Source organism: Pedobacter sp. Leaf216 (assembly GCF_001421515.1).
Taxonomy (GTDB): Bacteria; Bacteroidota; Bacteroidia; order Sphingobacteriales; family Sphingobacteriaceae; genus Pedobacter.
In genome coordinates this window covers 469,810-486,281 of record NZ_LMKM01000007.1, presented here as the reverse complement: position 1 = coordinate 486,281, position 16,472 = coordinate 469,810, and the positions used below count along the sequence as shown (strand labels likewise).

The following is a 16,472-nucleotide window of genomic DNA, read 5'->3' as shown; positions in this document are numbered from 1 at the left end:
TTGCTTAATAATAATGAACTTAATATTGCGAATGGATTATAAAATTCTAAACAGTTAGAAAAGTTTCCTCCTTAAAATTATGGTATCTGGTATTTCATGAATGAAATAGTTATTGATACTTTTTTTCTTGCCTAAATGATTTGGGCCAATTAATAATGTGGATACTGTATCTGTTATATAGCCTTCTTTAGCGAAAATTATGCTTTTTTCTAGTTGAATATTGATTTTGTTGAATTTTTTGTTTTTTATTTCAAAATGGCCTTCCTTATCTGTAGCAACAGCATGACTTCCAGGTTCTAAAATCATTACGCTCACACCTGTTACTTTTTCAAATTGCTCATTCAGAACAATCCCATGATAGTAATCAGTAATTTTCCTTGAATTATCTTTAGTTGAACTTGAAAAGTTACAGCTCATAAAAATGAATAAATAAACAATTATTATCCATTTCATAATCCTACCTTAATTTTAGTTAACCATATAAGTCCTAGTAAGTCTTCTGGTGCTATGATTACTCTTTGATAATAATCCACAGGATAATAATCGTCAGCGTATTTCATTAAATCAATTTCCCCATTTTTAGGATAAGCAGTGTCTTGATTCGGTTCTTGGATTATCATACTCCAATTAGAGGTGCCCTTGTGTGTTTTAGAAAGGATATGACCTCCATATTTTAAAAGCAGTTGATGACCAATTTCATGTGCTGATGTTTCTAAGAATTCTTCATCAGCATTTGATTCTTTCTTGAAATACCATCCTTTGTTCAAATATCTTATGCTTTCTTTACTTGTCTTCCAATCATTATCATATGTATATCCTACTATATAGAAGAGTTTCCTAGATAATTCCCAGTTACGTGAACGTGTGAAATTTGTTTCTTCATCATTGGTGAAAAATATAATTTCAGGCGCAGTCATTCCATTAATATCCTGTAAGGTATTTGTCATTATCTCCCATTTCTCACCGTTGATAATAGTTCCCACACCTCCCGTTGTTTCGTATTTCCTGCTCCAATATTTATTAATTCCCCGTAATGCTAAATTTCTTAATTCTTCAAAAGTTCTTGTTCTTTTTTTTATGGGTTGTTCGCCATAAAACATTATCGAGTTTTCGGGTATTTTATCCCAATCACATATTTCACTTTTATTGGAGAGTGGATTAAAGTTCCTAGTATTTTTCCAGCAATTCAAACCTTTTGCTCCACCATCTTGCAGGTTAACCCTTAATGTAGTATCAATCCGGTTTTTTTTCCGGTCTATTTTTACATCAACCCAATCTACCTCTTCGTATCGGGTGGAAAATTCCAACTTTATGTTTTTTCTCTTACCGGCCTTAATAGCTGTTACTTGGGCAGTTAGGGTTTTGTTGTTAAAACGTGTGCTGTCGTAAACTTCATTATTATCAAAACCGTCCCAATACAACACGTATGATCCAACTTTTGTGTAGTCGGCAGGTAGAAGGCTAAATTGATCGAGAATTGCACCGAAATCAAATGTTTTGGATGGGTAAGCAGGCAACAAGTCTTTGATTTTATTGTTGATCTGCGGTACTCTAGATGCAATAACCACAACAGGAGCTAAGTTACTCAACTGATAAATAACATTTCCATCAGCATCAGTAATCTGAAATTGAAGTGAGTCTATATCATTTAAGCTCAGTGAGTAATCAAATGCAAAGTATGGATTTTCATATTCATTGTTAAAATCTAATATACCCAAGGGAACTACGCTCTGATAGCTTTTATTTAATGAAAAGGTGATCTTAAAATCTACATCATTATTTTCAATCGGTTCATATTCTCCATACGTTACTTTATCTCTGCTTTGGTGAATAATTTCACCAGCTGCATTGAATGTGATATTGCCATTGGTGGCAATCCATTTAATGCTTTCTGCAGTTTCTGTAATGGTTTTCGCAATGTATTTGATTGTTCCCATTTAAAGCGGTTTATTTTAACGCTAATTATATAATTTTTTAGCAACCTTAAGCTGGGATGTACTTTGGTGCTAATAGGGTTATAACTAACCCATGATTTTTATCTTATATGGTAATAACTGCATTGAAAATAATTTTTTAGCAGTGGTATTTTTGCTATGTTTTTATCTTCAGGTCAATTAATTGCTAACTACCACTTGTTAAATGGTTTGTTTGCGTTGTCAAGATACACAATTAACCTGATTTTGATGAAGTGTTTAAATTTATTCTGTTGGGAATGCTAATCATGATTTCAGTTGTCTTTTTCAGTTATGAAAAATGTTTTTGCTTTTTATCTTTTGTTCGGAAAAATAATGCCACAAAAAAAAGCATCCTTTGATCAGAAGGATGCTTTAAATTTTTTAAGAAGAATTCCTAAAAACTATTTTGCTAAACCAGCTAAAACAGCATTGTTTTTAGCCAATTGATCGTTTTTAGGTTGAGTAGAGCGGCTTCCTAACTCAATGTTAGTTGCTCTTTTTAAAAATGCTACCTCTTGGTGAGCTGTATTTTTATTCCTTCTGTCTTTTCTTTTTAATCTGGTAACTGCCATGGTAATAACCTTTTAATTATTTTATTTGTACAAATGGAGGTCGAGAGCGGATTCGAACCGCTGTAGAAGGTTTTGCAGACCTCTGCCTAGCCACTCGGCCACTCGACCTTTTAAATTCAAGGCTGCAAAAATAGCAATTATTAGTTAGCCCGCAAATAATATCTCAATAAAAATCGTTTTAATTTCGAACTCTCACTAACTCAGCGCAAAAGATTGCAGCACTTACAGCCACGTTTAACGATTCTGCTTCTCCAATTCTCGGAATGGTTACCGGCTTATTTATTTTTTTGATTACCTCTGGTGATATTCCTTTCCCTTCATTGCCCAAAATTACCAATCCTTCTTTTCCCCATTGGGTTTTGTAAATCGATTCGCCATCTAACAAAGCCCCGAAAACAGGTATGGAGTTTTTAGCCAACAGCCCCGGTAAATCTGCTTCATAAATATTTACCCTTGCCAATGAGCCCATAGTGGCCTGTACTGTTTTTGGATTAAATACTTCTACGCAATCTAAAGAGCAGATTATATTTTTAAAACCAAACCAATCTGCAGTTCTGATAATGGTACCCATGTTGCCCGGATCCTGAACACCATCCAACACTAAAGTAAACTGATTTTTTAATACATTGAGGTCTATTTCCTCGTTTTTAGGGATGTGAACCAATGCTAAAAAACCTTGCGGGGTTTGTAACGCACTAATCTTGTCTAATTCAGCGTTCTTTACTTCAAATAAGTTTATATTTGCAGGCAATTTGGGTAACAAATTGTATTGTTCGCTGTTGTAAAATAACGTATGGATCTGGAAGCTTGACTGAATAAATTCTTTTATGGATTTAATACCTTCAACTATAAATAACCCATGTTCTTTACGGTGTTTTTTTTGATGTAACGACTTTATAAAACTAATCTGTGATTTTGAAAGCATACCAAAACTCAATAAATATTAAACTGAAAAGCACTGCAATATTACTATTTATTATTGTTTTAATTCAGGCCTGTTCATCAACTAAATACATTGCCGACTATCAATCGATCGTGAAAAAGGTTACTATTGATAGCATAGATGCGAAATTTGAGGAGCAAGCTTATAATTACGTACAGAAAGATCTCCGACCTGCCTCCAAGCTAAGTATTCAGGTACCGTTATATAACCTTTTCAATACGAAAGATGGCAGGTATAAAACCAACGATATTAAGCCTTTTGGTACGCCACCCGCTATTCTGGATAGTACTTTGGTAGAAATTTCGAGAACCCAGATCCAGAAATTTTTAAAAAGTAAAGGTTACCGGCAGGCAGAAGTAGCTGCAGCCATAAAAGTAGCAGATAAAAAAGCAGAAGTTATATTCAGTGCTAAACCAGGGCCTGCTTATTTTATAGATAAGCTTACAGATTCGATCCCAAATGCGAATATTAAAAATCTTTACGAAACGAATAAGGCGTTGGTGAGCCATTTGCACAAAGGCATGCAATACGATGAGGATTCATTAACTTATGAAAGGGAACAGATTTATCGTATTATGAAAGAAAACGGCTATTTCTATTTTTTAAGGCCTTATGTAAATTTTGATGTTTATGGTGCCGAACCCAGCTCTAAAACCAATAAAATTGATTTGAATTTAAATGTTACCGATCCCGCAGATGGACCGCATAAACAGTTCAATATCGGTTATACACATATGATTATTGCACCAAATCCGGATGGTTTTCCGGATTCTGTTCGTTATAAATTGAGCAAGGATACGTTAAACGGAATAGTATTCACCGATTTCTCTAAGCGATATAGAAGAAATCCGATTGTGAGATACGATTTTTTAAAGCAAGGTGAACTTTACGACATTCGCAACGAGAACTTAACCTACGATCGCTTATATGAGCTAAATATTTTCAAAAATGTTAAAATTGATTATTTTAGAAGAGATAGCACTTCGAATAAGGTAAATGCCGTAATTCAGCTTATCCCTCAGAAAGTAATGAGCAACCGGGTAGAAGGTGAGGTGCCTTTTAATGGCGGTACGGTGGGGTTTAACATTAGTAATACTTACACAAATAACAACCTGTTTAGAGGGGCCGAAAGGTTTGAATTACAACTTAAAGGTGGGTTGCAATCCAGAATTGGGAATGGAGCAAAGGTTTTCAGCGATATTTATCAGCGCGATTTTTCGATCAGCGCCAGTATTACGGTGCCGAGGTTGATGATTCCTTTCTATAATCCTACGCTTGGGGGTAACGGAATGCCACATACCACATTTTCAAGTAGTTACATTTATGCTTTGCAAAAAGATGTTTCGGTAAGAAGGATTTTTATCAATTCTATTACTTACGATTGGGTGGAAACTAAATCTAAATTACACTCTTTTACCCCTTTAAATTTCGAATACCGCTTTGGAAACTTAGATCCTAATGTAGATGCGCAAACTGTTTTAAATAACCTTTATTATTCTACTTTGCTTGGCCGTAAGGATTTAACATTGGGCATGAAGTATACCTATACTTTAAATGCAAATAAGTTGAATGAATTCAGGTCTTTCGTCTATTTAAGGGCAGGAATGGATATTGCAGGTAATATGCTGCAAGGTATTTCCAAGCTTACCGGAGCCAAAAATGATCCTGCCAATAACGATCCTGCTAAAATTTTAGGTTTGCCATTTAACCAGTATATGCGCCCTGAAGTTGATATCAGGTGGTATAAACACTTAGGTGGCGAACGGCAGTTTATTGCCCGCTTAAATGCAGGTGTTGCCTATGCTTATGGCAATTCAGTGCAAACAGGTATTCCTTTTGAGAAACAGTTTTTTGCAGGAGGATCAAGTGGGATCAGGGCATGGCAGGCGAGAACCATAGGGCCGGGAAACTATGATAGAGGACTTTTAAGAAGTGATACTTTAAGAAGAGCTTTTTATGGCCTGGATCAGTTAGGTACCATGCGTATTGAAACAAACTTTGAGTACCGGTTTACTGTAGCCAAGAATTTTTTCGGCGCCACCTTAAAAGGTGCTGCATTTGTTGATGCCGGTAATGTATGGAATCTCCGTAAAGGCGAATCAATTTTGGTTGGAACCCCAACACTTGATGAGCAGACAGTGTTTAAATTTAACAAATTTGTACAGCAATTGGCTATTGGTACAGGTTTGGGGTTAAGGTATGACGTGCAGTATTTTGTATTCAGGTTTGATGTGGGCTTAAAGCTGAAAGATCCGCAATTTGTTGGATCAGATCAATGGGTGATCAGTAAATTCTTATCCGGAGCGAGAGATTTTAAAGACAATTATAACTCAACACATGGTCCTGATACTTATCGTTTTTTACAATATAACTTCGGGATCGGGATGCCGTTTTAATTAATCAAACAGGCTTAGTGGCCTGGCTTTTGAATCGGGATTCTTCAACGCAAATTCTTTAAAAGGTTGCCATCTTTTGTCTTGATGTTTGTAAACTGAAAATGATGAAACCTGAAATTCTCGCTTGAATTTTCTGTCTTTAAATTCGGCTAAAAGCTGTTGAAAAACGGGTAGTTTTACATCCCTGAAAGCCAAGGTTAGATGCGGATTGAACTTCTCCTTATTCTCTATCAGTTTTAAAGGTTGTAATTCTTTAGTAATCTGTTTTTCCAGCTTCATTAAACCCTCATTTTGTTCTACATCAAGGTAAAATGTTTTTTCGTGGAATGAACTAAAGTTTCGCAGTACCTGCGTAAAAGGAATGCCATAAGCGGCATCTTCAAGTGCTTTAAAAAATCTTTTCTCGGCTTCTAGTGATGATAATTTAACAGGAGGATATAAAGTTATGTGTGCAGGCCGTTTTAATGATTCGTATACTTTGAATTTCTCCGAAATATAAATCCTCATTTCGTCAATATCCTCCACTATTGAAGCTGGTGGTATTAAACAAACTAAATATAGGTTTTCCATAACTCAAATTTACTAAAAATATTAGTAAATCGAAATTAATTATCGTTTGCTAAAGCAACATTTCTTTTGTAGAAAGCAGTTACAAAAGCTTTTATTTAGCAGCACGTTTAAAAGGCCTAATAAGTGCTACAATTGAGGATAAAATAACCTTGTTGCAGTGGTTCAGGTTTCCACTAACCACTTATTGATCTGCTAATGATTTTCCGCTGTTCAATAAACCCGACCGACAGCGTTATCCCGATGTTTAAATGAATTTTAATAATAATAGATTAGTTTCATCGGGATTAAGCAAAGGGCGGGACGGGTATATCCGAAGCACCACAAGCATTGCTTTTCTAAAAAATGGTTTAAGATTACTGTCTGTCGGTGTTGAGGATTAACGGAAATTCCGGCTAATAGTGCCCTTTTGCTCGTTTTGTGTGACGTATCGTTATAAACGATTATTATTTACACGCTCGTTAAAAACGAGCCTGAGCGTAAGTGGGCTTAAGCCTTAAAGTTGACAACTCTTTCTCAGACGAGGTTCTTTAGGCCATCAAAAATACTTTCAAAAAACGTAGAAAGGTTTAATCCGTTGCTGTGGTTAAAATATACAAATACCAAAAACACAATCACCACAAATATGATGAGTTTACGGAAAGCAAAAGCAATGATAATGAGTGCAATCGGAATGATAAAAAGCCATAAGCTATTGATGGCGTAAGGAGTTAAATCTGTATCTTTCTTATATACATAAACCAGTTTGCTGTGTGTTCCTGTATCGTTCTGGTGTTTAATGTAAACAAAAGTAGATTTATCGATAGGTAACGGAAGCACAGCGATACCATCGTTAAACTTCAATATCTGCGTAAATCCACTCACACTAAAGGTGTAAGTGCCATTTATATTTTCGTTTGGATTGTTCAGTGAATCTGCTGCTATAATGGCCAGTTTATTGTTTTTAAGCAAATTCTCTTTTATCAGAAAATTATTAATGGCTGCGGTTTGTGCTGATCCCAGGAAACCTATTAAACACAGTGTACATAAAAGTAAGATTCGTTTCATTCGATAGAACGTTTATTGTAAATTAAATAACCGATATGCAATAATACACCATTTCTTTTAACAGCGTCATTATATAAATTATAACTTAAACTGACAGGGCCGAGCGGTGAATGGTAAACCAAGCCTGCAGTGCCTGCATAACGTATTTTTGTGATGGCCCTGGCATAATCTACATCCTGGAAATTATTCAGTTCAAATTCCTTGTGAGGCAAAAATAAATAACCTTCCAATCTAAAATCAAGATTTTTTTTAACATTATAAATGTTTTTTATACCACCGGCAGCATAAGTAGTGGCCCTAAATTTATCAAGGAAGAGGGATCTGCTATCTTGTAACGGATAAAACGCCGGAGCGGTAAGAAGTGTTGCGTAATAATTGCTGAACAAAGGCTGATTGGAAATTACCCCTTCTACAATATAACCCAAAGTGTATTTTTTAAGGTGCAGAAAATAATTTTCCTGTGTGAGTTTAATACTTCCCCATTGGCGCAAATGACTGCTGCCCGGTATTTTTACAAAACCTGGTGTAGAACGGAAAATATTGCCCGGGTTATAGTTTTCGCGACCTGTGGTATAATTTAAGCTTAACGAAAAGCTTTGGCCCCTTGTGGCATATTGTTTCCTGTTAAGGGAATTTTTTTCGAGATTAAAGGAACCTCTAAAGCCATTAAAAACTGTTTCATCCAATACATCGCCAACACCGAATGTACTGTTTGGACTATAATTATCGCTATTGTTAATAAATGTAGAATGGAGTACAATTTTGGTATTATAATTTAAAGGCATCCCTACCATGAGATCAATTTTTCGATCGGATTGCTCGATGTAGATGGGGTGGGGGTTCTCGATAAAAATCTGACTGGTGTTGTAAAAATTCCAGTGGTTATAGGTTAATTCGGCTGCTAAAAACAAGGGCAATTTCGTTGGATAATCTATGCGTCCGTTCAATTGTACTGATTCGTAGAAACGGCCCGAATAAAAACTGGTTCCGAAGGTGTATGATTTTCTATCGAGGTAATTGTACTGTGCTCCCAGAAATACATTGCTGATCGGCCGGGTTGAAATATTTCCGCCAAGATCCAATTTAAAGCTTTTTTTAGGCTGTGCCACCACCTCAAAGGTATAACTATCGGTTGCGGCCTGGTAGGATATTTTGGGGTAAACAGTTTCAAAGGTTTGATCGGCAACCAGTTTATAATAACCCCGCCTGATATCCTTTAGGTCGAATGTGCTTTTATCGCTTTTAAAAAGCCGCTCCACATACTTTTTTTGCTGTGCATTAACACCCGATACGGTAACATTACTGAATTTAAGTTCTGGTTTTCTGGCATTAAACATTTCCCTTCTTTTGGCCAGTTCTTCATCGCTAACCCTTTTGCTGATTAAAGCCTTAATTCTGGGCATATCGGCCATTGTAGCATCGTAACCTTTTTTAATTAATTCTTCTACAGGAGCAAAATTGGTAACGCTGTAAGCTGCAAGATTTGGCTGAATATAAACGCCGTTTTTCCCGATCATGGTAGAATCTGATTTGGAAAGAAACATGTACACCAAAAAGCGGTTCATTAAACGATCATCGATGTTTTTTGGGTATTCGTTGTATGTTTTGGAAGAAACATTGGCACCGATCACATAATCGGGTTTAAAATCTCTTTCCATTACATCAGCAGGAAAATTATTGTATAAACCGCCGTCAAACACGTATTTGCCATCCAGTTTAATCGGGCGGTAAATAATCGGAACCGTCATGGTTGCCCTTACAGCTTCGGCTAAACTGCCTTTGCTTACCGTAATACTTTTTTGCGAAAGTACATCAGCCACCATGCAGCGGTAAGGCACAAAAAGGTTATCGAAATTATCTTTAGACACCGCAGATGCCTGCGAGAAAAGCTCCAAAAAGGCGAAATTTAAAGGGATATCGTTAATGAGGTTGGAGCGGAAACTAAAATGAAAACCGGTATCTATAGCCACTTTTGCCGTCAACATTGAAGCATTTGGAGCATTTTTTTGGAAATAATAGGTGTAATCGCTCGTATAACGGCCATTTATCCAATTCTGAAAATCGCTGCTTAAGGCTATTTTTTCTATCTGTGCCGGACTGTAACCTGCAGCATACATGGCACCAACAATACCACCCATTGATGTTCCGGTGATATAATCTATCGGGATATGATTTTCTTCAAGGGCTTTTAAGGTACCGATGTGCGATAAACCTTTGGCACCACCTCCACTAAATACAAGGCCTACTTTTTGCGCTTGTAATTGGTTACAGCACAAAACGAAAAGTATCAGCAAAAATCTTTTAAAAGTTACCACTCCCTAAAAATAGGTGTTTTCTTTCTAAAATCAGTTCAAAATGAAAATGTTATAATTTAAAATAGTGGCAAAACTTACCCAAAGTAAATATGGAATAAAAATCAGCCCTGCCCATTTATCTATTTTATAGAAAACCAAGCCGTTAATCACAATCATAATCAACAATAGGATAATTTCGGCTAAGGCAAATCCTACCTCATGCAGGTAGAAGAAAATAAATGACCAGGCTAAATTTAAAATTAACTGGATAAAATAGATCGCAACGGTACGGGGAAAATGAACAATTTTATCGCGTTTTATCCAAACCAGGTAAGCAGCTATACCGATAATAATATATAATGTTGTCCAAACTGGTCCAAAAAGCTTGTCTGGCGGATTAAAAGAAGGTTTATTTAACGTCGGGTACCATGTTTTAACAGATTGAAAAGTTGCCCATCCGCCTAAAGCGCCAATGCTCAAAGTAATGGCGATATTAACAATAAAAGCCAGTGGTTTAAATTTCATGCCGTAAATTTGAGTTTAAACAATGGTAAAACCTAAAAGTTTTATTATCTGCCAATCCCAGGTACTACAGGCAGGCTTTCATTATCTTCATTTCCAACGCTTTGTACGGCAAATAAATAATTGTCTTTACTGTAAGGTAATTTCATTTCTGTTGCGGTGGTAAAAAATTTCTTTTCCCATACTGCACTGCTGGTTTCGCGCATTAAAACATAATAACCTTTAACATTGCCATTAACAGGTGCTTTCCAATATAAAAAGGTAGAATTACTCAGGTTTTTAACATCCACTTTTACTTCGGTGGGTGCGGTGGGTGCTTTTGCCAGATTGGCCAGTACTGCGATATTTACCCCTGTGTTTTTACGGAGGTATTCGAAATCCATAAATTCCTGTAAATCGCCGTATTTTACACCTTTTTCTGTTCGCAGATCCTGGTGCTGGTGATCAAAATTTTCGTTCATTTCAGTAATGCGTACAGCTGTAAATCCATTTTCTACAAAAGGTGTATGATCGCCTCCACGTAAAAACCTATCGTTTCTATAAATTAATTTAACTTCTAACTGATCTACGTAGCGTTCGCCAATTTCTTTAACATATCGGGCTAACTGACGGCTTTTCCCATCATTTTCTAAACCGAACTGACGGATGCTTTTCGCGTTTTTATCCAATTCGTAGCTGGGTAAACCTTCGCTAAATACGCGCAGTTTAGTATTGTCGATAATTTGGGTTTCGCTGCTGTTGTTGCTGCCAATCATATCATTGTTCAGCATGGCATCAATATTCCAGTTTTCTTTTTTTGCTTTTGCAGCCATAAATCCTGAACCCAATAGCGATTGTTCTTCTCCGCTTACGGCAACAAAAATTATGGTTGCAGCAAATTTGTACTGGCTCATAATCCGTGCGGCCTCAATTACACCTGCTACACCACTGCCATCATCGTTGGCACCGGGTGCATTGCTGGTTCTGTTCATTACATCGGTAACACGGCTATCAAGGTGCCCGCTTACTACATACACACGTTTGTCATTTTGATCGGTACCTTTTAATACGGCAACTGCATTGCCGAGCAACGTTGGCTGATCTACTCTTTTGCCATCTGGTTTAAAGGTTGTGGTATCTAAATATGCGGTAAGCCGTCCATCGCTTTGTTTGGCAAACTGGTTAAACTTAGTTACAACCCAGTTTCTCGCTGCACCAATTCCATTCGATTTACTTTTAATGTCGCTCAGCGTATTTCTTGTTCCAAAAGCAACCATTTTGCTGGTATATGATTTTAAGGAATCCTGATTTACAGATTTTACCATTTTATCAATATCTGTATTGCGGTTTACCACGGTTTGTGCTGATGCAGATAAACTTGTAAAGGCAATTAATAGTAAGGTATAGCGTTTTTTCATCAAAATAATATTCAGAAGGCTAATATATTGAATGATACAGTAAAAAAAATCGCAATAAATGAGGTTTTCTGTAACATTTTGGGCATAAAAAAGCCCTTTGAGACTAATCAAAGGGCTAATAGACGACATTATAATACTATTTTGAAATAGCCGAAGCTACAATTTCTGATTTGTTCCAGTTGCCAAAAGCTTTTTTAGCAGATGATTTTGCTGTGCTTAATTCTACATCACCAGCAATTGTTAGAAAAGTTTTTTCTGGAGTAATTTGTTTATAAAAATCCTGAACATCAGCAAGTGTTAATGCGTTGATAGATTTTTCGTTTACAGTTTGATCGTAATCATAATCCTGCAATTTTAAGCTGGCAATTAATTTTGCTTTTGCAGTATTGAAAGTACTTCTATCTATAGTCGCGTTTTCAATTAAATTTGCCATTGCGGTTAAATCTTTTTCAAGATCTGCATTTGAGGTAGCCAATTTACCGCTATTATCTTTAAAACTGATGTTTGAGTTTTTAGTTACGTTTTCGTTTAATACCGCATTTAACAATTCAACAACTCCGTCTTTTTTATCAGTGAAAGCTTTATTATCAAGTGTGAAGCTCGAATACGCTTTTGGTGAACGGTCATTTTCTGAAATAATGATGTTCATGCCATTTTTAAGTTTATAGCCAACAGGTTCTTTAAAAGATTGTGCTTTAGCAGTATAAATAGACAGGATGCTTAGTGATGCAATGGCGATAGTTTTAATTTTGTTCATTTTATTCTTTCGATTTTTGTGTATAATGGTTTTTTTGTGTGTTAATTGAAATCAAGCTTAAATTCATTTTTTGGGCTATATCTGAGGGTTTGACAAGCAAATTTCCTAGATGAACGGGCGTATATACGTGCTGAAAATGCGAATGGTTTTCTGCAAATATAGATTTTATTCATTTTGTTCATTAGTTTTTAGGCAAAATATTCCTGCTGGTTTTATTTTGTCATTTTTGTGATATTAATCTGATAATTGTACTGTGTATCACAAACTTGTGTTCTGAAATTTTATATCGAGGAAGCAATGATTTGAATGCTTGATTTCTAATATTAATTGAGCAGATTACTATAATTTGATAGGAAAAATGAAGCATTGCTATAATAAGAGATAAAGCTGGCAGGAGTTTTTAATTCTTCCTCAACTTTAACTTAGAAGAATCAGGATTAATAAGTGCAGCTTATGAACAGAAAATAGGGAAGTTGATCTAGCAGCTTAAATTAAATTGATGGTTGGGGTAAAGAAAATATAACGATCCAGTACCAGCTGTTAATCATTTGGAACATGCTAAAGCGTTAACACAAATATTGCAGGTCTTTTACCCTTTTGATATTTAATTGATTGTTAAGAGGCGTATAAGTGATCGGATGCTGATTTTAAGCTAATTTCTTCGATAAAATCTTTTATTTCTTTGATTGTTTCCTCAGGTTCACTGATGTGAGGAAAATGACCGGTAGCTTTCATTACAACCAAAAAATTGTCTGGCGTATTTTTATGGATAAACTCTCCTGCAGAAAGGGGAGCAATTATATCGTTTGAACTTTGTAGCGTAAGGCTTGGTATTTCAAGGTTTTTTAGCTTATCTCTATAATCGGCTTTAAAAGTGGCCATTGCAAAAGCAAGTGCAACGCTTGGGTCAGTTGCTTCGAAACATTCCTGTAAAAAGTCTGATAGCTCCGGTTTCGATGGATTATCCATCACCACTGGTGCAAGTTGTTTACTCCAGCCAACATAATCTTCGGCAATGTGTTCAAATATGGTTTCAATGTCACTGGTATTAAAACCACCAATATAATCTCCATCGTTCAGGTATCTTGGTGAAGGACCGATGAAAATTAGTTTTTTAAAGGCTTCAGGAATCTGTAAAGCGGCAATCATACCAATCATACTGCTTACTGAGTGCCCAACAAAAATAATATCCGTTAGGTTTAGTGCTTCAATAATGTCGATTACGTCGCATGCGTAACCTTCTAAAGTTGCATACTTTTGCTTGTCGTATTGGCTCATGTCTGAATCTCCAGAACCCACATAATCAAATAAAATTACTTTATAATCTGCAAGAAAAGCATCCGTAATAAATTTCCATGAACTTTGGGCACAGCCGAAGCCGTGTGCAAACAACATTACCTGGGTGCCTTCACCCAAAATTTTTACATTATTTCTTTCAAGTATGTGATTCAATTTGCTCAGCTTTAAATTAATATCAAGATAAGGAATGTTATCAACTATTTTAAAAAAAAGAAATAATGAACAAGAAGCACTGGATTTTTAATGAACAATAGATATTTTGCTCATAATCATTATCTTTCCCTTCATCCGCTAACCAATAAAAACCTTATTTTCCCTATGAAAATTGCTGTTTTCTCCTTTTTAATATTTTTTTCCTGCGTAATAAATGCACAAGGTCAGGTTAATTTAAAATCTTTTAAACAAAATGGAACCCTGGTTTCCTCAAATAAAAAGGAACTCATGCTTACCTGGCCAGTAGGTAACGGTAACTTTGGAAAGATGGTTTTAGATCTCGACCCTTCAAAACCATTATTTAAACGTTTGCTGCTGGGTAAAAAGAATGCTTTTAAAGAAATTGCCGCTAATCTCGATCCTGCCTTTATTTTACGTGTAGGTAAACGTACATTAAGCTCTTCGAGCGGTGGATGGGATGTGTTTTTCGATCGCGTGCCAACCAGGCCGTATACCACAAATGCTGTTAAGTTTAATAAAGGACTTACCAGTGTGGCTACCCATGGTGCGCAAACTGTTGTAAAAATAGCCGGTATTTATAGTGAACCATTTAAGGGCAATTTGGAAATTACTTTTTACAATGGAAGTCCTTTATTTAATGTTGCTGCGGTGGTATCTACCGAAAAAGATTCAACAGCTATTTTATATGATGCAGGTTTAACCAGTAAAAAGGAAGTATGGGCAAATGTAGCCTGGAGTGATGTGAAGGGGAACATTCAACATGAAAAAGGAATTAAAACCGATCAAAGTAAAAACCTGGAGGTAAAATACCGTACGGTAATTGGCGAAAATAATGGCGGTAGTTTGGCATTGTTTCCTGCGCCACATCAATATTTTTATCCCTTAGATGAGGCTTTTAACCTAAAATTTACCTGGAAAGGGAGTAATTATTTAAATTTAATAGCTGATTATGGAATAGGCATCCGTCAAGATCCGTTGGGCGATAAACGTTATGTGCCATGGTTTAATGCACCGCCAAATACGAAACAGCGACTTAATTTTTTCTGTTTATTAAGCACAGGCAAGGCAGCTGAAACTTTAGCTGAGGTTAAAAAATTTACCCATAATGATACTTACGCACCTTTAGCAGGCTATAAAACAATGGCGAGCCACTTTCATAATGAATTTATTTCGGATGTGGTGCTAAGTGGGAAACCCATTCCTGAAAAACCCGAATTTGTTGAGGTACTTAAGAAAACGGGTTTAAATATTGTAAAGCTGGCTGAATTTCATGGCCCTGGTCATCCAAAAGGACCAGATTCTATAAGGTTAAAAGAATTGGATGCGTTGTTTAAGGAAACGAAAAGGTTATCTGATCCTAATTTTTTATTGCTGCCTGGCGAAGAAGCAAATAATTTTTATGGCGGCCATTGGCTGGCATTTTTTCCTAAACCGATTTACTGGATTATGTCGAGGAAAACTGATCAGCCTTTCGAAAGTAATGATCCAAAATATGGTAAAGTTTATCGCATTAATGATAAAGCAGAAATGCTTAAATTATTGGAGCAGGAACATGGTTTAGCCTGGACTGCCCATGCGCGAACCAAAGCATCTACCGGTTATCCGGACAAATACAAGGAAGAAGATTTTTTTAAATCGGAAACTTTTCTGGGTGCTGCATGGAAGGCTATTCCCGGCGATTTGTCGTTACCCACTTTAAGTAAAAGGGTATTGAACCTGATGGATGATATGGCCAATTGGGGTTTAAAAAAACATGTAATCTCTGAGGCGGATATCTTTACCATTACCGGGCAAAATGAAATGTATGCGCACTTAAATGTAAATTATTTACAGTTGGATAAAGTGCCTAATTATACCGACGGATGGCAGCCAGTTTTAGATGTAATGCAAAAGGGAAAGTTTTTTGTATCAACTGGTGAAGTATTGATTCCAAGCTTTAATATTAACGGAAAAGGTGCTGGAGAAACTTTGAAGATTGATAATAGCAGTAAAGCAACAATAAACATGCAACTCAACTGGACATTTCCTTTAAGTTTTGTAGAAATAGTTTCGGGTGATGGGGTAAAGGTATACCGCGATCGCATTAATTTGAACAATACCAAGGCTTTTGGTAAAAAGGACTTTAGTTGGTCGGTAAATTTGAAAGGCCGTAAATGGGCTAGGGTAGAGGCCTGGGATATTGCAACCAATGGTGCGTTTACACAAATGGTTTGGTTGGAATAATGGTTTTTATTTGATAACATAGTTTAATGATCTCTTTACTTCCCAATGCTCTGGTAGAGAGGATGATTTTTCTATTGAATATTCAAATTGTAGTAAACTTGAAATCGTAATTAGCTTTAAGATTCCCTCCTGTGGGGGAATGATGAATGAAGTGAGCAGATTTTTTAATAATCTCCTTTTATTTTAAATGAATTTTTGAACAAAATTCGTATTAATAATTTCCAAATGCTGCTTTATTTGAGAGGATTATGAACAAATAAAATTAAATTTTTAAATGTTCTGTGCACTTAGGGTTTAAATGGGAATTGTTTTTATATATTCGTTAA

13 protein-coding genes and 1 tRNA gene are annotated in these 16,472 nt (G+C 36.0%); 2 read left to right on the top strand and 12 right to left on the bottom strand.

The window, feature by feature from the left end; all coding sequences use genetic code 11:
- Positions 1 to 54 precede the first annotated feature (54 nt).
- The 5 genes from ASE74_RS07090 to ASE74_RS07070 form a co-directional block, all read right to left on the bottom strand.
- Positions 55 to 453, bottom strand: coding sequence for a hypothetical protein (locus tag ASE74_RS07090; RefSeq protein WP_055906247.1), 399 nt, complete (start codon positions 451 to 453; stop codon positions 55 to 57).
- Positions 450 to 1,937, bottom strand: a complete 1,488-nt coding sequence (locus ASE74_RS07085) for a hypothetical protein (RefSeq protein WP_055906244.1) — start codon at positions 1,935 to 1,937, stop codon at positions 450 to 452. Before ASE74_RS07085 ends, ASE74_RS07090 begins: the two co-directional genes overlap by 4 nt.
- Positions 1,938 to 2,356: 419 nt before the next feature.
- A complete protein-coding gene (locus ASE74_RS07080; RefSeq protein ID WP_055906241.1) occupies positions 2,357 to 2,527 on the bottom strand; it encodes a hypothetical protein in 171 nt (56 codons plus the stop codon).
- A 34-nt stretch (positions 2,528 to 2,561) separates the two neighbouring features.
- Positions 2,562 to 2,635: transfer RNA gene (locus ASE74_RS07075), tRNA-Cys, on the bottom strand.
- Between the two features lie 70 nt (positions 2,636 to 2,705).
- Positions 2,706 to 3,452, bottom strand: coding sequence for an RNA methyltransferase (locus ASE74_RS07070; RefSeq protein ID WP_055906238.1), 747 nt, complete (start codon positions 3,450 to 3,452; stop codon positions 2,706 to 2,708).
- Between ASE74_RS07070 and ASE74_RS07065 the strand changes: the two genes are divergently transcribed.
- A complete protein-coding gene (locus ASE74_RS07065; protein ID WP_055906235.1) occupies positions 3,443 to 5,866 on the top strand; it encodes a BamA/TamA family outer membrane protein in 2,424 nt (807 codons plus the stop codon). The genes ASE74_RS07070 and ASE74_RS07065 overlap by 10 nt on opposite strands.
- Here ASE74_RS07065 and ASE74_RS07060 read toward each other — a convergent pair whose 3' ends face one another.
- From ASE74_RS07060 to ASE74_RS07030, 7 genes are all read right to left on the bottom strand, one after another.
- Positions 5,867 to 6,436, bottom strand: a complete 570-nt coding sequence (locus ASE74_RS07060) for a 2'-5' RNA ligase family protein (protein ID WP_055906232.1) — start codon at positions 6,434 to 6,436, stop codon at positions 5,867 to 5,869.
- Between the two features lie 513 nt (positions 6,437 to 6,949).
- Positions 6,950 to 7,480 carry a hypothetical protein gene (locus tag ASE74_RS07055; protein ID WP_055906229.1) on the bottom strand — a complete coding sequence of 177 codons (531 nt, stop codon included), beginning with the start codon at positions 7,478 to 7,480 and terminating at the stop codon, positions 6,950 to 6,952.
- Entirely contained in the window at positions 7,477 to 9,774 is a 2,298-nt protein-coding gene (locus tag ASE74_RS07050) for a patatin-like phospholipase family protein (RefSeq protein WP_235526024.1), read from the bottom strand. The genes ASE74_RS07055 and ASE74_RS07050 overlap by 4 nt, the downstream gene beginning before the upstream one ends.
- Before the next feature lie 51 nt (positions 9,775 to 9,825).
- Positions 9,826 to 10,299 (bottom strand): TspO/MBR family protein, encoded by a 474-nt coding sequence (locus tag ASE74_RS07045; RefSeq protein WP_055906222.1) that lies wholly within the window; start codon positions 10,297 to 10,299, stop codon positions 9,826 to 9,828.
- A gap of 44 nt (positions 10,300 to 10,343) precedes the next feature.
- Positions 10,344 to 11,693 carry a M28 family metallopeptidase gene (locus ASE74_RS07040; RefSeq protein ID WP_055906629.1) on the bottom strand — a complete coding sequence of 450 codons (1,350 nt, stop codon included), beginning with the start codon at positions 11,691 to 11,693 and terminating at the stop codon, positions 10,344 to 10,346.
- Positions 11,694 to 11,829: 136 nt separating this feature from the next.
- Complete coding sequence (locus tag ASE74_RS07035) at positions 11,830 to 12,450, bottom strand: insulinase family protein (protein ID WP_055906219.1); 621 nt, start codon at positions 12,448 to 12,450, stop codon at positions 11,830 to 11,832.
- A 615-nt stretch (positions 12,451 to 13,065) separates the two neighbouring features.
- Positions 13,066 to 13,902: an alpha/beta fold hydrolase gene (locus ASE74_RS07030; RefSeq protein WP_055906217.1), complete on the bottom strand. Its 837-nt coding sequence runs from the start codon at positions 13,900 to 13,902 to the stop codon at positions 13,066 to 13,068.
- Between the two features lie 165 nt (positions 13,903 to 14,067).
- Between ASE74_RS07030 and ASE74_RS07025 the strand changes: the two genes are divergently transcribed.
- The gene (locus ASE74_RS07025; RefSeq protein WP_055906214.1) at positions 14,068 to 16,146 is read left to right on the top strand and encodes a hypothetical protein; all 2,079 of its coding nucleotides are present in this window, start codon (positions 14,068 to 14,070) and stop codon (positions 16,144 to 16,146) included.
- Positions 16,147 to 16,472: the final 326 nt, after the last annotated feature.